16 protein-coding genes are annotated in these 20,775 nt (G+C 70.1%); 7 read left to right on the top strand and 9 right to left on the bottom strand.

Going from position 1 to position 20,775, the window contains the following annotated elements; translation table 11 throughout:
• Positions 1 to 116: 116 nt before the first annotated feature.
• Positions 117 to 1,310, top strand: a complete 1,194-nt coding sequence (locus ACFYO0_RS32545) for a PucR family transcriptional regulator (RefSeq protein ID WP_388683301.1) — start codon at positions 117 to 119, stop codon at positions 1,308 to 1,310.
• A gap of 20 nt (positions 1,311 to 1,330) precedes the next feature.
• Here the strand turns inward: ACFYO0_RS32545 and ACFYO0_RS32540 are convergent, their stop codons facing one another.
• Together ACFYO0_RS32540 and ACFYO0_RS32535 are read right to left on the bottom strand one after the other, a co-directional pair.
• Positions 1,331 to 1,822, bottom strand: coding sequence for an SRPBCC family protein (locus tag ACFYO0_RS32540; protein WP_388683577.1), 492 nt, complete (start codon positions 1,820 to 1,822; stop codon positions 1,331 to 1,333).
• A gap of 5 nt (positions 1,823 to 1,827) precedes the next feature.
• Positions 1,828 to 2,211: a metalloregulator ArsR/SmtB family transcription factor gene (locus tag ACFYO0_RS32535; RefSeq protein WP_388683298.1), complete on the bottom strand. Its 384-nt coding sequence runs from the start codon at positions 2,209 to 2,211 to the stop codon at positions 1,828 to 1,830.
• A 164-nt stretch (positions 2,212 to 2,375) separates the two neighbouring features.
• On the opposite strand from ACFYO0_RS32535, the gene ACFYO0_RS32530 reads away from it, so the two are divergent.
• From ACFYO0_RS32530 to ACFYO0_RS32515, 4 genes are read left to right on the top strand one after another with little or no spacing between them, the layout of a single operon-like run.
• Positions 2,376 to 3,866 (top strand): ABC transporter substrate-binding protein, encoded by a 1,491-nt coding sequence (locus ACFYO0_RS32530; RefSeq protein ID WP_388683296.1) that lies wholly within the window; start codon positions 2,376 to 2,378, stop codon positions 3,864 to 3,866.
• Entirely contained in the window at positions 3,863 to 5,677 is a 1,815-nt protein-coding gene (locus ACFYO0_RS32525; protein ID WP_388683294.1) for an ABC transporter permease subunit, read from the top strand. The genes ACFYO0_RS32530 and ACFYO0_RS32525 overlap by 4 nt, the downstream gene beginning before the upstream one ends.
• A complete protein-coding gene (locus ACFYO0_RS32520; protein WP_388683291.1) occupies positions 5,674 to 6,681 on the top strand; it encodes an ABC transporter ATP-binding protein in 1,008 nt (335 codons plus the stop codon). Before ACFYO0_RS32525 ends, ACFYO0_RS32520 begins: the two co-directional genes overlap by 4 nt.
• A complete protein-coding gene (locus ACFYO0_RS32515) occupies positions 6,678 to 7,397 on the top strand; it encodes an ABC transporter ATP-binding protein (protein ID WP_388683289.1) in 720 nt (239 codons plus the stop codon). Before ACFYO0_RS32520 ends, ACFYO0_RS32515 begins: the two co-directional genes overlap by 4 nt.
• Here the strand turns inward: ACFYO0_RS32515 and ACFYO0_RS32510 are convergent.
• Positions 7,345 to 7,935, bottom strand: coding sequence for a TetR/AcrR family transcriptional regulator (locus tag ACFYO0_RS32510; RefSeq protein ID WP_388683287.1), 591 nt, complete (start codon positions 7,933 to 7,935; stop codon positions 7,345 to 7,347). The genes ACFYO0_RS32515 and ACFYO0_RS32510 overlap by 53 nt on opposite strands.
• Positions 7,936 to 8,032: 97 nt before the next feature.
• Between ACFYO0_RS32510 and ACFYO0_RS32505 the strand changes: the two genes are divergently transcribed.
• Positions 8,033 to 9,586 carry an MFS transporter gene (locus ACFYO0_RS32505; protein ID WP_388683285.1) on the top strand — a complete coding sequence of 518 codons (1,554 nt, stop codon included), beginning with the start codon at positions 8,033 to 8,035 and terminating at the stop codon, positions 9,584 to 9,586.
• A gap of 75 nt (positions 9,587 to 9,661) precedes the next feature.
• On the opposite strand, the gene serA is transcribed toward ACFYO0_RS32505, so the two are convergent.
• The 6 genes from serA to ACFYO0_RS32475 all read right to left on the bottom strand — a co-directional run bounded on the left by serA (position 9,662) and on the right by ACFYO0_RS32475 (position 19,611).
• Positions 9,662 to 11,263, bottom strand: a complete 1,602-nt coding sequence (gene serA / locus ACFYO0_RS32500) for a phosphoglycerate dehydrogenase (RefSeq protein WP_388683283.1) — start codon at positions 11,261 to 11,263, stop codon at positions 9,662 to 9,664.
• A 248-nt stretch (positions 11,264 to 11,511) separates the two neighbouring features.
• Positions 11,512 to 12,513 carry a ketol-acid reductoisomerase gene (gene ilvC / locus ACFYO0_RS32495; RefSeq protein WP_388683281.1) on the bottom strand — a complete coding sequence of 334 codons (1,002 nt, stop codon included), beginning with the start codon at positions 12,511 to 12,513 and terminating at the stop codon, positions 11,512 to 11,514.
• 130 nt (positions 12,514 to 12,643) lie between these two features.
• A complete protein-coding gene (gene ilvN, locus ACFYO0_RS32490) occupies positions 12,644 to 13,168 on the bottom strand; it encodes an acetolactate synthase small subunit (protein WP_344392540.1) in 525 nt (174 codons plus the stop codon).
• A 20-nt stretch (positions 13,169 to 13,188) separates the two neighbouring features.
• Positions 13,189 to 15,045 (bottom strand): acetolactate synthase large subunit, encoded by a 1,857-nt coding sequence (locus ACFYO0_RS32485; protein WP_388683279.1) that lies wholly within the window; start codon positions 15,043 to 15,045, stop codon positions 13,189 to 13,191.
• 228 nt (positions 15,046 to 15,273) lie between these two features.
• A complete protein-coding gene (locus ACFYO0_RS32480) occupies positions 15,274 to 18,258 on the bottom strand; it encodes a putative bifunctional diguanylate cyclase/phosphodiesterase (protein WP_388683275.1) in 2,985 nt (994 codons plus the stop codon).
• 411 nt (positions 18,259 to 18,669) lie between these two features.
• Positions 18,670 to 19,611, bottom strand: coding sequence for a 2-hydroxyacid dehydrogenase (locus ACFYO0_RS32475; RefSeq protein ID WP_388683273.1), 942 nt, complete (start codon positions 19,609 to 19,611; stop codon positions 18,670 to 18,672).
• A 74-nt stretch (positions 19,612 to 19,685) separates the two neighbouring features.
• On the opposite strand from ACFYO0_RS32475, the gene ACFYO0_RS32470 reads away from it, so the two are divergent.
• Positions 19,686 to 20,696 (top strand): aldo/keto reductase, encoded by a 1,011-nt coding sequence (locus tag ACFYO0_RS32470; protein ID WP_388683271.1) that lies wholly within the window; start codon positions 19,686 to 19,688, stop codon positions 20,694 to 20,696.
• Positions 20,697 to 20,775 lie beyond the last annotated feature (79 nt).

Here is a 20,775-nt window from a genome sequence, read left to right as displayed (position 1 = left end):
CGGCGACGGCGCGGAGAACCACCGTGAAACTTAAGGATCCCTCCGATCGTGGGCCATCGACAGACGTCACGCATCCGTGCCCTGGATCTCAGACATCTGTATGAAGGGCGCGGGAAATGCGGGAGAATGCCCGAGTGAAAGGCGACTACCAGGAACTTGTCGACGAGATCTCGGGCCTCCTCGGCGCACCCGCGACGCTGGAGAACCGGGACTTCGAGTTGATCGCCTTCGGCGCGTACGACAGCGACAGCGAGATCGACGAGTCCGCCCTGGACCCCGTGCGCACCCGCTCGATCCTCACCCGCCGCTCCACCACGGCGGTCCGCACCTGGTTCGAGAGCTTCGGCATCGCCCGTGCCACCGGCCCGGTCCGTATCCCGCCGACGCCGGAGGCCGGGGTGTACCGGGGGCGCGTCTGCCTTCCGGTACGCCATCGGGAGCTCGTCCTCGGTTACGTATGGCTGCTCGCCGACGATCCGGGCCCCACAAAGGAGCAGCTCGACGCGGCCATGGAGGTGACGGCCCGGATCGGCGACCTCCTGGCGGACGAGGCCCAGGCGGGCGCGGACCTGACCCGTGAACTGCGCGCCGTCCTGACCGCCGAGCGCGGCTGGCCACGGGACATGGCGGTGGCGGAACTCCGTACGGCACTGGGCGTGCGCGGCGAGGGACTGCACACGATGGTCTGCGTGACCCCCTGGCCGTCCGCCGACCCGGACGACGCGCCTTCGGTCCGTACGATCCCTGGGGCGACGGCCCTGTGCACGGTCCCCTGGGGCACCACCGGCCAGAGCCTCGCCCTGTTGGTGCGACTGCGCTCGTCGACGGTGCTGACACCGGCGACTTCGGCGGCTGCGCGGCTGCTGAGGGAGGCGGAGGGGACGAGAACGGCCTCGGAAAGCCCGGCGGCGGGAATCGCGGCGCCCCGCAGTGGCCTCGCCGGACTGGGTGCCGCCTGGCAGGAGGCCTCGGCCGCGGCCGGTGCGGCTCTGGCCGAACCGGGGATCGGCCCGATCGCCGAGTGGGCCGCCATCGGCCCGTACCGCCTGCTGACGGCGCTGCCCGCGGAGGCGGCCCACGACCCGGTCGTAGTCCCCCTGCTGGACCCGGCCCACCGTGAACTGGCCCGCACCGCCGAGGCGTTCCTCGACTGCGCGGGGCAGGCGGGCCGCACGGCAGCCCACCTGGGCATCCACCGCCAGACCCTCTACTACCGCCTCTCCCGCGTCGAACAGCTCACCGGCCTGGACCTGGACGACGGCGAGGACCGCCTCCTCCTGCACATGACGCTGAAGGCACACCGTCTATAAACGCTCCCGGCCGGCGAGGCTCAGGCCAAGGACTCGAAGTAGGCCTTCTGGGCGGGGTAGTAGTCGTCGAAGTCGGGGCGGGGGCCGTCCGTGCGGGCGGCGGTGAGCATGTCCAGGTAGTACTCCCAGCCCGGGCCGGTCGAGCCGAGGTCCTCAGTGGAGGTGAGGTGGTGGACCAGACGGAGCTCGGTGGTGCCGTCGGTCTCGGCCAGGAGCAGCTCCAGCGACCAGACGCCTGCCTCGTCCTCGGTGGTGACGGCGAGCCGGTGCGGCGGTTCGCAGGCTTCTATGCGCATCGGCATCCAGGGCGCCGACTCCTCGAAGGCCATCTGCGCCTCGATGGTGCGGCCCGGCGCCGCCTCGCCGCGCCACGGCCCGAACCAGCGGGCCGTACGCTCCGGCTCGGTGACGCTCGCCCACACGTCGTCGACGGGGGCGCGGTAGGTGCGGGTGAGGATCAGGTCGTATCCCGTCGCAGTGGGTACGAGCCGACCGGTGGGTTCAGGGGTGATGCCAGTCATGCCGTGTCCTCTCTGGAGTGGTGCGCGGTGTCGGTGGGCTGTGCCCGGTCGCGGTCCCGGCGCGTGCGGTGCACTTCGGTGTCCAGTGCCGCGAGGCGCGTCGGCCAGTCGAGGTGCCGTTCGTCGAACCGGGTGAGCCACGCGGCCAGTCCGGCCAGCCGGGAGCGTACGAGCGAGTAACGCCGATGACGTCCCACCTGCTCGTCCCGCACCAGGCCGCTCTCCCGCAGCACCCGCAGATGACGGCTCACCGCGGGTCGGCTGATGGTGAACCGTGAGGCGATCTCGCCCGCGGTCAGCGGGGCGTGGCGCAGCATGACCAGGATCTCCCGGCGCACCGGATCGGCGATGGCGTCGGCCACCTCGGTCAGTTCGTCCACGACTGAAGCGTAACCCACAGGTTACGCGTTCACCCGGTCTTCGGGATTGCCTGCTGGGGCCGCCCACCGGACAGCCGGAATCCGGACGCCGCTACTGAAAACGATTGTCATCATGCTACGGTCAGGCATACGTCCCCTTGACCACCCCTTTACCGGAGGGTCCCGTGCGCCTGCCCGCCCGCCTTCTCCCCGTGTCCGCGGTCGCCGCCGCGTCCGCCCTGCTCACCGGCTGCTTCTCGGGAGCCGCTTCGGACAGCTCCGTCGAGGGCGGCGAGAAGCGCGTACGCGTAGCGCACATGCTGCCGCCGCGCTCCGAGCTCTCGCCGCTGTCCGACGACGCCTTCAAGCTGTCCCGCTGGTCGACCGCCGAGACGCTCGTCAAGCTCGACGCGGAGGGCGACGCCCAACCCGCGCTCGCCACGAAGTGGCAGCAGAACGGGAAGACCTGGACCTTCGAGATACGTGACGGCGTCACCTTCCACGACGGTACGAAGCTCACCGCCGAGGCCGTCGTACGGTCGCTCACCGAGGCCGCCACCGCCTCCCCCAAGCCCCGCATCCTCGACGGCGTGGACCTGACGGTGAAGGCCGAGGGCGACTCGGTCGCCGTCACCACCGCCACCGAGGACCCGCTCGTCCCGCAGCGGCTGAGCTCGCCGCAGCTGTCGATCCTGTCGGCGAAGGCGTACGAGGGGAGGACGGTCAGCCCCGTCGGTGCGGGTACCGGTCCCTTCGAGCTGAAGAAGGTGAACGGCACTTCCTCCGCGTCCCTCGACCGCTACGACGACTACTGGGGCGGCAAGGCCAAGTCCCCCGGAATCGACGTGAAGTTCGTGCCGGACGGCACCGCCCGTGCCGCCGCCCTGCGCAGTGGAGAGGCCGACGTCGTCGAGGCGATACCGGTCTCGCAGGCCGCGCTGCTCGAAGAGGACCAGATCACCGAGGTGCCGATGCCGCGCACCAACACCCTGTACCTGAACACTTCCGAAGGGCCTTTCAAGGACGCCGCGTTGAGGGCCGCAGCCCGCGAGGCCATCGACGCCGAGTCGATCGTCAACGGTGTGTACGAGGGTCGCGCCGACGTCGCCGAGGGCCTGCTCGGGCCCGCGCTGCCGTGGGCCGCCGACCTGCGCCCGCCGGTACGGCGTGCCAAGGCCGGTGACCCTGCCGGGAAGGCCATCACCATCGGTACGTTCACCGACCGCGCCGAGCTGCCCGAGGTGGCCCAGACGCTGCAACAGCAGCTGCAGAAGGCCGGGTTCAAGGTGAAGCTGGACGTCCGCGAGTACGCGAACATCGAGTCCGACGCGCTGGCGGGCAAGTTCGACGCCTTCATCCTGTCCCGGGCGACCGTGCTCGACTCCGGCGACCCGGCCGCGTACCTCTACAGCGACTTCGGGTCCAAGGGTTCCTTCAACATCTCCCAGCTGTCGGACAAGACCGTCGACGCGGCCCTGGACAAGGCCACCGCGATGAAGTCCGGTGACGGGCGCCGCAAGGCCGTTGTCGACGCCGAGGCCGCGGTGCTCGCCACCGACGCCGCCGTGCCGATGCTGCACGAGCGGGTCATCCAGGGCGACGCGGCCGGCGTCGTGGACGTCGCGCACGACCCGCGCGAGCGCGAGCTGATCACCATGGAGACGTACGTCAAGTGACGCTCGTGGCACGCCTGTTGAAGGCCGCGTGGACACCGGGCGGCCGGGCCGGACTCACCCGGCTCGGCTGCCTCGCCGCAGTCCTCGCCACCGTCGGACTGCTCCCCTGGCTCTCCGGCCGCGACCCCGCGCTCACCGTGCTGCGCGCCCGGTCCGCCGAGCAGGAGGCGACGCCGGAGGCACTGACCGCGATCCGCGAGGACCTCGGCCTCGACGCGGGTCCCCTTTCCCTGCTGGGGAGTTGGGCCTCCGGGCTGCTGCGCGGCGACCTCGGCACCTCGTGGGTGTCGGGCACCGACGTACTGCCGTCGGTCGTCGCCGGGCTCCAGGTGTCGCTGTCCCTGATGGGCGCGGCCCTCGTCGTCGCGCTGCTGGTCGCCTGCGCCCTGGTCGTGCCCGTGCTCGTACGTGCCCGTGCGTCAGCAGGTGCTTTCGCCGCGATGCTCGTCGCGCTGCCCGAATTCCTGCTCGCCACGATCGCGTTGCTGGTGGGCGGGGTGTGGCTGGGCTGGCTGCCGACCTCCGGCTGGATCGGCCCCCGGTACATGGTGCTGCCCGCGCTGGCGCTGGGCATCCCCGCGGGCGGGCTGCTCGGCCGCCTGGTCGCCGACGCGCTGCCCGCCGTCCTCGAAGAGCGGTGGGTCGAGCTGTGGCGGGGTGCCGGGGTCCGTCAGGCACGTATCTTGGCCGCCGCGCTGCGTCGCGTACTGCCGCCGCTGGTACCGCAGTTCGGCATGGTCGCCGTCGGTCTTACGGGCGGAGCGGTCGCCGTTGAGGTCGTGTTCGCGGTACCGGGCATCGGGCGTACGGCGCTGGGGGCGGCCAAGTCGCAGGATCTTCCGCTGCTCCAGGGTTCGGTCCTCGCGCTGCTCACCCTGGGCCTGGTCGCGGGCGTGCTGGCGGCCCTCGTACGACGCCGTCTGCTGGGCCCCGCACTGCGGGACGCCGGGCTGACGCTGCCCGCGGCGCGTCCGGTCCGCGCGCATCCGGCCGTTTCGGTGGCGCTCGGGACCGTTCTGCTGACGTGTATCGGCTGGGGGCTGCTGCGCGACCCGTACGCCGTGGACACGACCGCCCGGCTCCAGGCACCGTCCTGGGCGTACCCGCTCGGCACGGACGGTCTTGGCCGTGACGTGCTGGCCCGGCTCGGGCACGGCGCGGCGTCGACGGTCGGCACGGCGGCAGTGGTCTGCCTGATCGGCCTGCTCCTCGCGCTCGCCCTGGGTTTTGTGCCCTCCGTCGCGTCCGGGGCCTCCGACATCGCCAACGCGCTGCCGCCGGTGATCGTCGGCATCCTGGTCGCGGCGGTGATGGGCCCCGGCACGGGCGGCGCGGCACTCGCGGTGGCCCTGATCTCCTGGCCGGCGCTGTCGGCCCACGCGGCGGCACTGGTCCAGGAGGTACGCGCCTCGACGTTCCTCCAGGCCCAACGCGCCATCGGCGCAACCCCGTGGTGGATCCTCACCCGCCACGTGCTGCCCTCCGTGGCGGCTCCGGTCGCCCGCCACGCGCTGCTCCGCCTGCCGGGCATCGCCCTGGCCCTCGCTTCCCTCGGCTTCCTCGGCCTCGGCGCCCAGCCGCCCGCCCCGGAGTGGGGGCTGCTCCTTGACGAGTCCCGCGCGTACGTGGAGCGAGCGCCGTGGGCGGCCCTGGCCCCCGCCGTCGCGCTGGCAGTGATGGCCGGCCTCGCGGTATCGCTGGCCGCGTACGCGGAGGGCGGCGCCGCGCGGGCCGACTCCGGGCGGCGCCGGTTCGCTGTCTCCCTTGCCGCGCTCCGTCCCAGTAAGTCCCGTAAGGAGTCCCTCCGTTGAGCAGCGCCGAACTCCTCCTGTCCGTCCGGGACCTGCGCATCTCCTTCGGCGCCGTCGAAGCGGTACGGGGCCTCTCCTTCGACGTCCACGAGGGCGAAGTCCTCGCCGTGGTGGGCGAGTCGGGCGCGGGCAAGTCGCTGACGGCGCGGGCCCTGCTGGGCATTCCGCCGCGCGAGGCAACGGTGACGGGGAGCGTACGGCTGGGCGCGGACGAACTGGTCGGCGCCTCCCGCTCCGTACGCACCGCCCTCTGGGGCCGCCGCGTCGCCCTCGTCCCCCAGGACGCCCTCTCGTTGCTCTCCCCCGTACACCAGGTCGCCGACCAACTCGCCGCCGCCGTACGGTCCGTGGGTCGCGTCTCCCGCAAGGAGGCGCGGGCCCGTTCGGTGGCCGCGCTGGAGGAGGTCGGCATCGCGCCGGACAAGGCGCGGGCGTACCCGCACGAGTTCTCGGGCGGCATGCGCCAACGGGCGGTGATCGCCATGGCGATGCTCCACCGGCCGAACCTCGTCATCGCGGACGAGCCCACCACAGCGCAGGACCCGGAAACGCAGAAGCAGGTACTCGACCTGCTGGCCAGCCGGACGGGGGCCGCGGGCGCCGCCCTGGTCCTGGTCACACACGACCTCGCGACGGTACGAGAGCACGCCGACCGGATGCTGGTGATGTACGCGGGGCGGCTGGTCGAGGCAGGGCCGGTGGCCGAGGTGTTCGAACGGCCTCGGGCGCCATACACGGCGGGGTTGCTGGCGTCGGTTCCGGGGCCCGTGGCGCCGGGGCCCGTGGCGCACAAACGCCGGCTGCCCGCCATCGCCGGTGCGCCCCCTGCCCCCACCGATCTCCCACCCGGCTGCGCCTTCCAACCCCGCTGCCCCTTGGCGGACGCCACCCGCTGCCGCACGGAGCAACCCGAACCCGAGGCCCACGACGGCCGCACCGTCGCCTGCCACCGCTGGCGCGAACTGACCGACAACCCCGCCGAGTTGTTCCTGGAGTCCGTGTGAGCCCCCTGCTCGACGTACGCGACCTGGTGGTCCGCCACGGCACCCGCACCGCAGTGGATCACGTCTCCTTCGACATCGCCCCCGGCGAGACGCTGGGCCTCATCGGCCCGTCGGGCTGCGGCAAGTCCTCCACCGCCATGGCCGTACTGCAACTGCGTCGCCCCGACAGCGGTGAAGTCTGGTTCGACGGCCGGGAGTTGACCGCACTGGACGAGCGACGGCTGCGGCCGCTGAGGCAGGCCATGCAACCCGTCTTCCAGGACCCGTACGGATCGCTCAGCCCTCGCCACCGGATCCGCGACGCCATCGCGGAACCCCTGCGCGTACAAGGGAGCTGGGACCGCACCACGGGCCCCGCCCGCGTGGCGGAGCTGCTGGAGCGGGTCGGCCTGGACCCGGCCCACGGCGACCGCCGCCCGCACGAGCTGTCCGGCGGACAGTGCCAACGCGCCGGTATCGCCCGCGCGTTGGCCTGCGAGCCGAAGCTCCTGATCCTCGACGAACCGGTCTCCGCCCTCGACCCGTCCCTGCGCGCGGGGATCCTCAACCTCCTGGCCGAACTGCAGGAACGCCTGGGCCTGGGCTACTTGTTCATCTGCCACGACATGGCGCTCGTACGCCACTTCTGCGACCGCGTCGCGGAGATGCGCGACGGCCGCCTCATCAGGACGACTCCCGAACCGCCTGCGCGATCACCTGCCGCAGCCCTTCGGTGAGTTCGTCCGCGGTGGGCGCGCCCTCCGGATCGAAGGTCCACTGCGCGATAAGGCCCGACATCAGGGTCGTATAGAACTTGCCGAGGGTGTCCACGGTCTCGTCCCGGACGTCTTCCTCCGCCCCTCCCATGAACAGCGGGATGATGCCGCGACCCGCCTCCCGCTGGGCCCGCACCAGATGTTCGCGCACCTCGGGCATGCGGTCGCCCATGGTCACGACCTCCATACTGAGGTGCCACGGTGAGCCGGGCTCCCGCATCGTGGCGATGATGTTGGACCACGCCTCCCGGAACCGCTCGATCGAGCCGGGCTCGCTGCCGCTCTCGATCTTCCCGCCGTCCTCGAAGGCATCGCCGAGGTCCTCGACCAGCGACACGTAGGCCTGTGCCAGCAGCGCGTCCTTCGATCCGTAGTGGTAGCCGATCGACGCCAGGTTCGTCCCCGACTCCTTGACGATGTCGCGCGCCGTCGTGCGCGCGAAGCCATTCGCCAGCAGGCAGCGCTTGGCGCCTTCGAGCAGATCCTCACGATGTCCCATGCGGATCAGCGTACCGCCGAGACAGACGACCGTCCTAGACGCACGTCTTACACAATTGTTCTAGACATTCGTTTAATACACCCGTACATTCTTCGGCATGACGAACCCGAATGGCGCGACCACCACCCCCACACCCCTGGCCGGACGCCGTGAATGGACCGCGCTCGGCGTCCTGATGCTGCCGCTGCTCCTGGTGTCCATGGACGTCTCGGTCCTCTACTTCGCGGTCCCGGCGATCAGCGCGGACCTGGAGCCGAGCGGCACAGAGCAGTTGTGGATCTTCGACATCTACGCGTTCGTACTCGCCGGTCTGCTGATGACGATGGGCTCGCTCGGCGACCGCATCGGCCGCCGCAGGCTGCTCCTGATCGGCGCCGCGGCGTTCGGCGCCGCCTCGCTGGTGGCCGCGTACGCGAACAGCGCCGAGACGCTGATCGCGGCCCGCGCGGTGCTCGGCATCGGCGGTGCGACGCTGATGCCGAGCACGCTGGCGATCATCCGCACACTGTTCACGGATCCGGCCCAGCGCGCGAAGGCGGTCGGCATGTGGTCGGGCGTGATGACGGCCGGTGTGGCGCTCGGCTCGGTGATGAGCGGCGTCCTCGTCGAGCACTTCTGGTGGGGCTCGGTCTTCCTGGTCAACCTGCCCGCGATGGCGCTGCTACTGGTCCTCGGCCCGATCCTGCTGCCCGAGTCGAAGAACCCCGCGCCCGGCCGCTTCGACCTGCTGAGCGTTCCACTGTCCATGGCCGCCGTACTGCCGGTGATCTACGGCGTCAAGGAGATCCCGTCCGAGGGCTGGAACGTGCGGTACGTGATGTCGGTGATGATCGGCCTCTTCTTCGCCGCGCTCTTCGTCCACCGGCAGCGCACCGTCGAGTCGCCGATGATCCCGCCCTCGCTGTTCCGCGGCCACGGCTTCTCCCCCGCGGTGTCGCTGAACCTTCTCTCCATGTTCGCGATGATGGGCTCGGCGTACTTCACCACGCAGTACCTCCAGTCGGTGCTCGGCAAGAGCTCGATGGAGGCCGCACTGTGGGGGCTGCTGCCCAGCGTCCTGGTCGGCGTCGCCGCGCCGGTCTCCGCGCAGTTGGTACAGCGGGGCGCGAACCGGGCGTACGTCGTCGCCGGCGGCTTCGTGCTCGCCGCCTGCGGTTACGGGATGCTGACCGTTTCCGGTACGGACTCGATGTGGCTGGTGCTGGCCGGCGCCGGTGTCATCGCCTCCGGGATCGTCACCGTCTCGTCCCAGATGATGGACCTGGCGCTGGGCACCGTACCGGTCGAGAAGGCCGGCACCGCCTCGTCCGTCCTGGAGACCGGCGCGGAGTTCGGCGGCGCGCTGGGCATGGCGGTCCTCGGCTCCATCGGCACCGCGGTGTACCGCCACGAGATCCCGTCTTCGGCCCCCGCCCCGGCCCACGAAACCCTCGGCGGCGCGCTCGCCGTGGCCCAGCAACTGCCGGGCCGGGCGGGCGAAAGCCTGGTGACCGCGGCGCGCGAGGCCTTCACCAGCGGAATGCAGGCGGCGGCGATCGCCGGGGCGGTGCTTCTGCTGGGAGCGGCGGTGCTGGCGTCGGTGACACTGCGGCGGGTACGGGTCCGGGAGACGCAGGCCGCGGAGTGCGAGTGCGAGAAGGCCCTCGTGTAGGGGCCTTCCCCATACGGAAAGGGTCCGAGCCACCAGCACGGTGGCTCGGACCCTTTCCGTAGATCCTCAGAGAGGTCAGACCAGGTTGACCGACCGGGCCGACGTCGCCCCGATCTCCTCCGCCAGCTCGTTGAGCACGTTCTGCGGAACCGTGTCGTCCACCGTCAGGATGGCCAGCGCTTCGCCACCCAGGTCCGTACGAGCGACCTGCATCCCCGCGATGTTGATGCCGGCCTCGCCGAGGATGCGGCCGAGGGTGCCGACGACGCCCGGGCGGTCGACGTACTTGAAGACGACCATGTGGTCGGCGAGGGCGAGATCCACGTCGTACTCACCCACCGCGACGATCTTCTGGTGGTGCTTCGGTCCGGCCAGCGTGCCGGAGACCGACACCTCCTCGCCGTTGCCGAGCGTGCCGCGCACGGTCACCACATTGCGGTGGTCCGGCGACTCCGAGCTGGTGGTCAGCCGTACCTCGACGCCCCGCTCCTGCGCGAACAGCGGAGCGTTGACGTACGACACCGTCTCGTCGACGACGTCCTCGAACACGCCCTTGAGAGCGGAGAGCTCCAGCACCTTGACGTCGTGCTGGGTGATCTCGCCGTACACCTCGACGTCGAGGCGGGCCGCGACCTCGCCCGCGAGCGCGGTGAAGATGCGGCCGAGGTTCTCGGCGAGCGGCAGACCCGGCTTGACGTCCTCGGCGATGACGCCTCCCTGGACGTTCACGGCGTCCGGGACGAGCTCACCGGCGAGTGCGAGGCGCACCGACCTGGCGACGGCGATACCGGCCTTCTCCTGCGCCTCGTCCGTGGAGGCACCGAGGTGGGGGGTACAGACGACCTGGTCCAGCTCGAAGAGCGGGGAGTCCGTGCAGGGCTCCTTCGCGTACACGTCGAGGCCCGCGCCCGCGACGCGGCCCTCCTTGAGCGCCGAGTACAGCGCCTCCTCGTCGACGATCCCGCCACGCGCGGCGTTCACGATCCGCACCGACGGCTTGACCTTGTGCAGCGCGTCGTGGCCGATGAGGCCGAGGGTCTCGGGGGTCTTCGGCAGGTGCACGGTGATGAAGTCCGAGACCTCGAGCAGCTCGTCGAGGGACAGGACCTTCACGCCCATCTGCGCGGCCCGCGCGGGCTGCACATACGGGTCGTACGCCACGACCTTCATGCCGAAGGCCGACATGCGCTGTGCGACGAGCGCGCCGATGCGGCCGAGGCCGACGACACCGAGGGTCTTCTCGGCGAGCTCGACGCCCGTGTACTTGGAGCGCTTCCATTCACCGTTCTTGAGCGCGGAGTTGGCCTGCGGGATGTTGCGCGCCGTGGCCAGGAGCAGGCCGCAGGCGAGCTCGGCGGCGGTGACGATGTTGGAGGTCGGTGCGTTGACGACCATCACGCCGGCCTTGGTGGCGGACGAGACGTCGACGTTGTCCAGGCCGACGCCGGCTCGTGCGACGACCTTGAGCTTGCCGGCGGCCGCGATGGCCTCGGCGTCGACCTTGGTGGCGGAGCGGATCAGGATCGCGTCGACCTCGGCGATGGCCGGGAGCAGTTCGGCTCGGTCCGCTCCGTTGCAGTGCCGGATCTCGAAGTCCGGGCCCAGGGCGTCGACAGTCGCGGGCGACAGCTCTTCAGCGATGAGTACGACCGGTTTGCCGTTGGCAGCAGTGCTCACGTGAGTCCTCACAAGTCCAATGCGGACGGCCGTCCCGACGGCCGCAGGCGGTGGAGGGGTTGCCGCGTGGAAGACGCACGACGCTGTGGCCCGACGCGTATGTAATGCAGCAGTCTAGTGCCGCGTGGGAGGTCGTCCTGCGCCTCCGCGGAAGGATCACTCATCCGTGGCTGCAGGCCGTGGACGAGTGGTTACCGGGGGTTCGGCAAAGGGGCCGCAGCGGATCGCTGCGGCCCCGTGCCTACGGCTTACGCCTCTTCGTCATTGACCCAGCTCATGAGCTTACGCAGCTCCTTGCCCGTGGTCTCCAGGAGGTGGTTCTCGTCCCGGGTCTTGTACTCGTTGTACTTCTTCAGGCCGCCGTGGTACTCGGCCATCCACTCGCGGGCGAAGGAACCGTCCTGGATCTCGGCGAGGACCTTCTTCATCTCGGCCTTGGTGGCGTCCGTGATGATCCGCGGGCCGGTGACGTAGTCGCCCCACTCGGCGGTCTCGGAGATCGACCAGCGCATCTTCTCCAGGCCGCCCTCGTACATGAGGTCCACGATCAGCTTCAGCTCGTGCAGGCACTCGAAGTACGCGATCTCCGGCTGGTAGCCGGCCTCGGTCAGCGTCTCGAAGCCCGCCTTGACCAGCGCGGCCGTACCACCGCAGAGAACGGCCTGCTCACCGAACAGGTCGGTCTCGGTCTCCTCGGTGAACGTCGTCTTGATGACGCCGGCGCGGGTGCCGCCGATGCCCTTGGCGTACGAGAGAGCCAGCGCGAAGGCGTTGCCGGTCGCGTCCTGCTCGACGGCCGCGATACACGGAACGCCGCGGCCCTCCTCGTACTGACGGCGCACGAGGTGACCCGGGCCCTTGGGAGCGACCATGCAGACGTCGACGTTCGCCGGGGGCTTGATGAAGTCGAAGCGGATGTTCAGGCCGTGACCGAAGAACAGCGCGTCGCCGTCCTTGAGGTTGTCCTTGATGGACTCCTCGTAGACCTGCGCCTGGAGCGGGTCCGGAACCAGGATCATGATGACGTCGGCCTCGGCGGCGGCCTCCGCCGGCGTCACCACGCGCAGCCCCTGCTCCTCGGCCTTCGCCTTGGACTTGGAGCCCTCGTGCAGACCGACGCGGACGTCGACACCCGAGTCGCGCAGCGACAGCGCGTGGGCGTGGCCCTGGCTGCCGTAGCCGATGACCGCGACCTTGCGGCCCTGGATGATGGACAGGTCGGCGTCAGCGTCGTAGAACAGCTCGGCCACTTTGGGTTCTCTCCTCGGGAGTGCAGGTGTTGCGTCCCACCGTATGACGGTGAGGGGAAGGGAAGTTTCGCGGTCTCGGAATACGGGCGGTCCGCTCCCCCTTTCGGAGCTCGACCGCCCGTATCAAGACTTACGCAGAACGGTCCAGCGCGCGCAGCGACCGGTCCGTGATCGAACGCGCGCCGCGGCCGATCGCGATCGTGCCGGACTGGACGAGTTCCTTGATGCCGAAGGGTTCCAGCATCTTGAGCATGGCGGACAGCTTGTCGCTGGAGCCGGTGGCCTCGATCGTGACGGCCTCCGGGGAGACGTCGACCGTCTTGGCGCGGAACAGCTGGACGATCTCGACGATCTGTGAGCGGGTCTCGTTGTCGGCGCGGACCTTCACCAGAACGAGTTCCCGCTGAACGGCCGAGCCCGCCTCGAGTTCGACGATCTTCAGGACGTTGACGAGCTTGTTGAGCTGCTTGGTGACCTGTTCGAGCGGCAGGTCCTCGACATTCACCACGATGGTGATGCGGGAGATGTCGGGGTGCTCGGTGACACCGACGGCGAGCGAGTCGATGTTGAAGCCGCGGCGGGAGAACAGGGCGGTGATCCGGGCGAGGACACCGGGCTTGTTCTCGACCAGGACGGAGAGCGTGTGCTTGGACATTTCTCGGTGGTCTCTCTCGCTCAGTCGTCTTCGTTGTCGCCGAAGTCGGGGCGGACGTCCCGGGCGGCCATGATCGTGTCGTTCGAGGTGCCGGCGGCGACCATCGGCCAGACCATCGCGTCCTCGTGGACGATGAAGTCGACGACGACGGGGCGGTCGTTGATGGAGTTCGCCTCTTCGATGACCTTGTCCAGGTCGTCCGGGGACTCGCAGCGGATGGCGTGGCAGCCCATGGCCTCCGACAGCTTCACGAAGTCGGGGACCCGGGTGCCGGCGCTCGGCTGCCTGCCGTCCGCCTCCGGGCCGCTGTGCAGCACGGTGTTGGAGTAGCGCTGGTTGTAGAAGAGGGTCTGCCACTGGCGGACCATCCCGAGGGCGCCGTTGTTGATGATGGCCACCTTGATCGGGATGTTGTTCAGGGCGCAGGTGGTGAGTTCCTGGTTGGTCATCTGGAAGCAGCCGTCGCCGTCGACCGCCCAGACCGTACGGTCCGGCTGCCCCGCCTTGGCTCCCATGGCGGCCGGGACCGCGTAGCCCATGGTTCCGGCGCCGCCGGAGTTGAGCCAGGTCGCGGGCTTCTCGTACTGGATGAAGTGCGCGGCCCACATCTGGTGCTGGCCGACGCCCGCCGCGAAGATCGTGCCGTCCGGGGCGAGCTGCCCGATGCGCTCGATGACCTGCTGCGGCGAGAGCGAGCCGTCTTCGGGCTGGTCGTAGCCGAGCGGGTAATTGTCGCGCCAGCGGCTCAGGTCCTTCCACCAGGCGCTGTAGTCGCCGGTGTTGCCCTCGCTGTGCTCCTTCTGCACGGCCTGGACCAGGTCGGCGATGACCTCGCGGGCATCACCGACGATCGGCACGTCGGCGGCGCGGTTCTTGCCGATCTCGGCCGGGTCGATGTCGGCGTGGACGATCTTGGCGTACGGGGCGAAGCTGTCCAGCTTGCCGGTGACGCGGTCGTCGAAGCGGGCTCCGAGGGCGACGATCAGGTCGGCCTTCTGCAGCGCGGTGACGGCGGTGACCGAACCGTGCATGCCCGGCATTCCCACGTGCAGCGGGTGGCTGTCGGGGAATGCGCCGAGCGCCATCAGGGTGGTGGTGACGGGCGCTTCGGTGAGTTCTGCGAGGACCTTCAGCTCGGCGGTCGCGCCGGCCTTGACGACACCGCCGCCGACGTACAGGACGGGCCGCTTGGCGGCGGTGATCAGCTTGGCGGCCTCGCGGATCTGCTTGGCGTGCGGCTTGGTCACCGGGCGGTAGCCGGGCAGGTCCATGGTCGGCGGCCAGGTGAAGGTGGTCTTCGCCTGGAGGATGTCCTTGGGGATGTCGACCAGGACCGGCCCTGGGCGGCCGGTGGAGGCGATGTGGAACGCCTGCGCGATCGCCTGGGGGATGTCCTCCGCCTTGGTGACAAGGAAGCTGTGCTTGGTGATCGGCATGGTGATGCCGACGATGTCCGCCTCTTGGAAGGCGTCCGTACCGATCGCCTTGGACACGACCTGCCCGGTGATCGCGACCAGCGGCACGGAGTCCATGTGCGCGTCCGCGATCGGAGTGACCAGGTTGGTGGCGCCCGGCCCGGACGTCGCCATGCACACCCCGACCTTGCCGGTGGCCTGCGCGTAACCGGTGGCCGCGTGGCCAGCGCCCTGCTCGTGGCGGACCAGCACGTGACGCACCAGCTTGGAATCCATCATCGGGTCGTACGCCGGAAGGATGGTGCCGCCGGGAATGCCGAATACCGTCTCGGCCCCGACCTCCTCAAGAGAACGGATGAGGGACTGCGCTCCCGTCACCTGCTCGGGGGCGGACTGCTGTCCTCCGGAACGGGGCCGCGGCTGCGGGTGATGGGCCCCGGTGGCCTGCTCGGTCATCGGCATTCTCTTCTCGATGCTGAGGGTTTTTGCGAGGTTTGTGCAAAGTTCGACTGGTGCTGGTGCAACAAAAAACCCCTCGTGCCGTGAGGCAAGCGAGGGGAGCGCGTCGGGTGCGGTCGCTGGGAGTTCCGGCTCATCGATCCGGTCGTTCCCAGCTCAGCCGACGCGCTTTCCAAGTACGAGAATTCGGGTGCGCATGGCACAGACCCTCTCCCCGGCACACTGTGCCTGTCAAGTGGGTGGGACGGGAGTCTCATTATGTGAGCGTAGAGCCGTCCCTGTGGCGTACACCCCCGAAGAGCCGCCCACCGCATACGCACCGGAGCCTCCACCTGCGTAAACACCGGCCACCGAGCCGCTGACGAGGACCGGCTCGGCCGGGCGGCCGGGCAGGGGGTAGCGGCCGGAGGCCAGCGCGCGGCGCAGCCGGACCTCGTCGAGCGGTTCGGAGAAGGCCATGCCCTGGCCGTGGGTGCAGCCCATGTCGCGCAGGGCGGCGACCTGCTCGGGCCGGTCCACACCATCGGCCACCGACTGCAGCCCGAGATCAGCGGCGATACGGAGCAACCCACTGGTGATCTTGTGCAGCCGGGCCGACTCGACGACGCCCTCGACCAGAGAGCGGTCGAGCTTCAGTACGTCGACGGGGAGGCGCCGTAGCGCGGTGATCGTCGCGTAGCCGCTGCCGAAGCCGTCCAGGGCGATCCGGACGCCAAGACGCCTGAGCGCGCTCAGACGACGCTCCAACTCGTCCAGGGAGACCTGGGGATCCGTTTCGGCCAGTTCGATGACCAAGGCACCGGAGGCCACGCCGTGCCGGGTCAACAGGGCCTCGATGGAACTCAGGGGCATCGAACGGTCGAGGAGCCGGCGGGCGCCCATCCGGACGGCGACGGGCACGGCGAGCCCGGTGGCACCGCGCTCGGCGGCCTGCTCGATGGCCTCCTCCAGCATCCAGCGGCCGAGCTCGGCGGTGCGGTCGCTGTCCTCGGAGACGCGCAGGAAGTCGGCGGGCGTGAGCAGCGCGCCCTGCGCCGAGCGCCAGCGCGCCTGCGCGACGACCGTCTCGATCCGGCCGGTGTCGAGACAGACCACGGGCTGGTGCAGCAGCGCGAACTCGCCGTCGTGCAGAGCGGCCCGCAACCGGGTCGCGAGCTCCGCCTTCCGTACGACGTCCTGCTGCATCTGTGGCGCGTACAGCTCGACGCGGCCCTTGCCCGCGGCCTTGGCGCGGTACATCGCCAGGTCGGCGTTACGCAGCAACTCGCCCGCACCCAGGCCTGGTTCGGCGAAGGCGACGCCGATGGAGGCGGCCACCCGGACATCGTTGCCGTCGATGGAGTACGGCTGCGAGAGAGTGACGCGGAGCCGGTCGGCGAGCTCGAAAATGTGGCGCTCGCGCGCGGTGCGGTCGCGGGTGCCGTCGCCGACGATGAGGGCCGCGAACTCGTCACCGCCGAGCCGGGCCGCGGTGTCCCCCTGCCGTACGGCGTCCTGGAGTCTGCGCGCGGCCTGGACGAGCAGCTCGTCGCCGGCCTGGTGCCCGATCGTGTCGTTGACGGCTTTGAATCCGTCGAGGTCGATGAAGAGCACGGCGGTACCGCGGTCGGAGGAGCGGCGGCCGGAGAGCGCCTGCTGGACGCGCCGGGTGAACAGGGCGCGGTTGGGCAGGTCGGTGAGCGGGTCGTGCTCGGCGTTGTGCTGCAACTGGGCCTGGAGGCGCACCCGTTCTGTCACGTCACGGCTGTTGAAGATGAGGCCGCCGCGGTGCCGGTTGACGGTCGACTCGACGTTGAGCCAGCCGCCGTCGCCGGACCGGAAGCGGCATTCGATGCGCGTAGTGGGTTCCTCAAGTGGGCTGGCAGCGAGGAAGCGGCGCACCTCGTGCACCACGCAGCCCAGGTCCTCTGGGTGGATGAAGGAGGCGAGTTCGGTCCCTTCGAGTTCCTCCGCGGGCCGTCCGTAGACTCCGGCGGCGGCCGGGCTGACGTAATGGAGGATGCCGTTCGCCGTGGCGATCATGATGACGTCGCTGGAGCCCTGCACCAGGGAGCGGAAGTGGTTCTCCTTCTGGGCCAGTTCCTGGGTGAGGGTGATGTTGTCGAGCAGCATGATGCCCTGGCGCACGACAAGGGCGAGTACGACCGTGCCGCCGGTGATGAGCACCACGCGGTCGACGCTTCTGCCGTTGAGCACGTTGTAGAGAATGCCCAACGTGCAGACGGCCGCGGCCAGATAGGGCGTGAGTGCCGCGAGCGAACCGGCGATGGGCCGGCCTGCCGGATGCCGACTGGGACCTCCTCCCTGGAGGGGCACCTGGGCCGGTTGTGCCGACAGGGGTGCCGCTTGTCCCGGTCGGGGCCGTGGCACGTAGCCGAACACCACGCGCGTGTGCCCCTCTTCTTCCGTTTCCGTCTGTCCTTGTCGGTGCCCCACCCACGGGGCGTAGGCGAGCAGCAGCGAACCGGCGAACCAGCCGGCGTCGAGCAACTGGCCCGAGCGGTAGTCGTTGTGCAGCAATGGTGAGGTGAACAGCGCGTCGCACATCACCGTCAGGGCGAGGGCCCCTATGGCGGTGTTCACCGCGGACCTGTGGACGGGCGATCGCCTGAAGTGCAGCGCCAGGACCATGCTGATCAGGGCGATGTCCAGCAGGGGGTACGCCAGCGACAGCGCGGTGTGCGCGACACTCGGCCCCCCGGCCTTGGCCGCCTGGGCGAGCGCGAGACTCCAGGAGAGGGTGAGCAGCGAGCCGCCTATCAGCCAGGCGTCCAGGGCGAGGCAGATCCAGCCGGACTTGGTCACGGGCCGTTTGGCGAAGACCAGCAGTCCCACGATGGCCGGTGGTGCGAAGCACAGGAAGAACAGGTCGGCGTAGCTGGGGCTGGGTATCGGGCGGGACAGGACGACCTCGTACCAACCCCAGACGAAGTTGCCCGCCGCTGTCATCGCGGAGGAGAGGGCGAACAACAGCCAGGCGGGTCGAAAGCGGCTGCGGCCGGGCCGGGCGCCGAGGAAGCAGGAGACGGCCGCGGTGGCCGCTGCCGCGCTCAGCCCGAAGTCACCCATGATCAACGCGAGCGTCTGCGAGCCCCAGCTGAAGGCGCAGCCGATGGTGTATCCCGCGCACACCAGGGCCAGCACCACTTGCGGGGCCAGGCTCGTGCCGCCGTCGGTGAGCGGGCGGCGGGCCAGCAGCGCCCCCTGGGAGCTCACTGCGTCCCTCCGGTCCGCGCCGCCCCCGAGTCCCTCTGGTCCCGGCTTGCCGAAGGGGGTCCCCCCGCCCGAGCCGAGCGAGGCCGGTTCGAGGGTAGGGGTGCGTGCCGCCTGCGGCTGCTGGGCATGCGGTGGTGAGGGTGGCCGTGGCCGCTTCTGTGTGGTGCGTGCGAGGTTCGTCGGCGGCGGCCCCGCCGCGTCGGATCGTTGGTCCATAGGCCGTACATCGCCGTCGCCCCCCTCACAATCCACTGTCTCGTCCCCGGCGCCGTTGGGTGCGCGCCGCATCCCCTGTCCGGACGATACACCAGTCTCGTCACTCAGGGACATAGTCCCTCTACTCTGCGTGACGACCAGCGGTGATACGTGAACCGAACGCAGTCAGGGGACTGCGCAGGGTGGTCGCAGAGGCTACGCGCCCGTCGTAAGGACCACGTTCCGCATCGGCTCCCGGTTCACAAAACGATGGAACTGGTCCACCAGGAGCCGCTTGGCACGCGGATAGAACGCGGATGTCGGGCCCCCCACATGCGGACTGATCAGGACTCCCGGCGCATGCCACAACGGGTGCCCCTTGGGCAGCGGTTCGGGGTCGGTGACGTCGAGAGCCGCTCGGATCCGGCCACTTTCCAGCTCGGCGAGCAGCGCCTTCGTGTCGACGACACCGCCGCGGGCGACGTTCACCAGCAGTGCGCCGTCCTTCATCCGCGCCAGGAAGTCGGCGCCCGCCAGGCCCTTGGTCTGCTCGGTGAGCGGTGTGATGAGCACCACGACATCGGCGTCCGGGAGGAGTTCGGGCAATGCGGTGATCGGGTGCACAGGGCCGCGCTCCGTCTCACGGGCGGAGCGCGCGACGCGCGCCACCCGCGCGACCTCGAAGGGCGCGAGCCGGTTCTCGATCGCGGCGCCGACCGAGCCGTAGCCGACGATCAGAACGGACTTGTCGGCGAGCGCAGGCCGGAACCCCGATCGCCACTCCTCGCGCTCCTGCCCGCGTACGAAGTCGGGGATCCCCCGCAGCGAGGAGAGGATCAGCGTCAGCGTGAGCTCGGCCGTACTGGCGTCGTGCACCCCGCGCGCATTGCACAACTGCACGCCCTCGGGGAGCAGTCCGAGACCCGGCTGGACGTGGTCGATGCCGGCCGACATCGTCTGCACGACCCGTACGGACCTCATTTCGGCCATCGGCCGTACCGAGACCTCGCTGCTCTTCATGTAGGGCACGACATAGAGCGCGCAGTTCGCGGGATCGGCGGGAAAGTCCTGCTCACCGTCCCAGAAACGGTAGTCGAGGCCTTCGGGGAGGCCATCGATCTCGGCTGGGTCGAAAGGAAGCCACACTTCGGAAGTCATGCTCAGGAGGCTAGGCGAAGCATTGTCAGACCCAGAGGTTAGTTTGGGGGTCGCGAAAGGGAGGGCACAGCCAGGTGGAGCGCAGGACGATCGGGGCTGCGGCGCTCGATGTGGGGGCTGTCGGGCTCGGGTGCATGCCGATGAGCTGGGCGTACTCGGCTTCGCGACAGCGGGGCGATGAGTCGCTGCGGACCCTCCACACGGCCCTCGACCAGGGCTCGAGTCTCCTGGACACCGCCGACATGTACGGGCCGTTCACCAATGAGCTGCTGGTGGGCCGGGTGCTCAAGGAGCGGCGACCGGAGGCGTTCGTCTCCACCAAGTGCGGGTTGCTGGTCGGTGAGCAGCACATCGTCGCCAACGGTCGTCCCGGGTATGTGAAACGGGCCTGCGACGCCTCGCTGCGGCGGCTGCAGACGGACGTCATCGACCTCTACCAGCTGCATCGCGCCGACCCCGAGGTGCCGGTCGAAGAGACCTGGGGCGCGATGGCGGAGCTCGTGACGGCGGGAAAGGTACGGGCGCTCGGGCTGTGCGCGGTGGGCGCCCGCTCAAGCCGCCGCTTGGGGGCACACCTGCACGACGGAACGATCCGGCAGCTGGAGCGGGTGCAGCAGGTCTTCCCCGTGAGCGCGGTGGAGGCCGAGCTGTCGGTGTGGTCGCCGGAGGCACTGGACGGGCTGCTGCCGTGGTGCGAGGCGCGCGGCATCGGTTTCCTGGCCGCGATGCCCCTCGGCAACGGCTTTCTGACCGGCACGCTCACGCCCGGCGGGGGCTTCGAACCCGATGACGTACGCGCCCGGCATCCCCGCTTCACGGCCGAGATGATGGCCGCGAACCAGCCGATCGTGGCCGGTCTGCGCCGTATCGCGCGGCGGCACGGGGAGGAGATCGGTGAGGAGGTCACTCCTGCGCAGGTGGCACTCGCATGGGTGCTCGCGCAGGGGCGGCACGTGGTGCCGGTGCCGGGGGCCAAGCGGGAGCGCTGGGCGGCCGAGAACGCGGGGGCGGCCGGGCTGCGCCTGTCGGCGCGGGATCTGGCGGAGGTGGCGGAGCTGCCTGCGGCCCAGGGGTCGTGGGACTGAGCGGGACGCACGAGAGGGCACGACGGGTTCACAAGCGCGACGGGTTCGCAGCACGACGGCTCACAGTGTGATGAGCGAG

Origin of the sequence: Streptomyces sp. NPDC006365, from assembly GCF_042870755.1 — a bacterium.
In the GTDB taxonomy this organism is placed as follows: Bacteria; Actinomycetota; Actinomycetes; order Streptomycetales; family Streptomycetaceae; genus Streptomyces; species Streptomyces xiangluensis.
The sequence above is the reverse complement of the archived record's forward strand: the minus strand, read 5'-3'. Positions and strand labels throughout refer to the sequence as shown.

Bases quoted from the DNA above. Each gene is read 5' to 3' on its own strand.
- ACFYO0_RS32545 (WP_388683301.1), top strand. From the start codon at position 117: ATGCGGGAGAATGCCCGAGTGAAAGGCGACTACCAGGAACTTGTCGAC.
- ACFYO0_RS32510 (WP_388683287.1), bottom strand. From the start codon at position 7,935: ATGGGACATCGTGAGGATCTGCTCGAAGGCGCCAAGCGCTGCCTGCTG.
- ACFYO0_RS32505 (WP_388683285.1), top strand. From the start codon at position 8,033: ATGACGAACCCGAATGGCGCGACCACCACCCCCACACCCCTGGCCGGA.
- ilvN (WP_344392540.1), bottom strand. From the start codon at position 13,168: ATGTCCAAGCACACGCTCTCCGTCCTGGTCGAGAACAAGCCCGGTGTC.
- ACFYO0_RS32485 (WP_388683279.1), bottom strand. From the start codon at position 15,045: ATGCCGATGACCGAGCAGGCCACCGGGGCCCATCACCCGCAGCCGCGG.
- ACFYO0_RS32475 (WP_388683273.1), bottom strand. From the start codon at position 19,611: ATGACTTCCGAAGTGTGGCTTCCTTTCGACCCAGCCGAGATCGATGGC.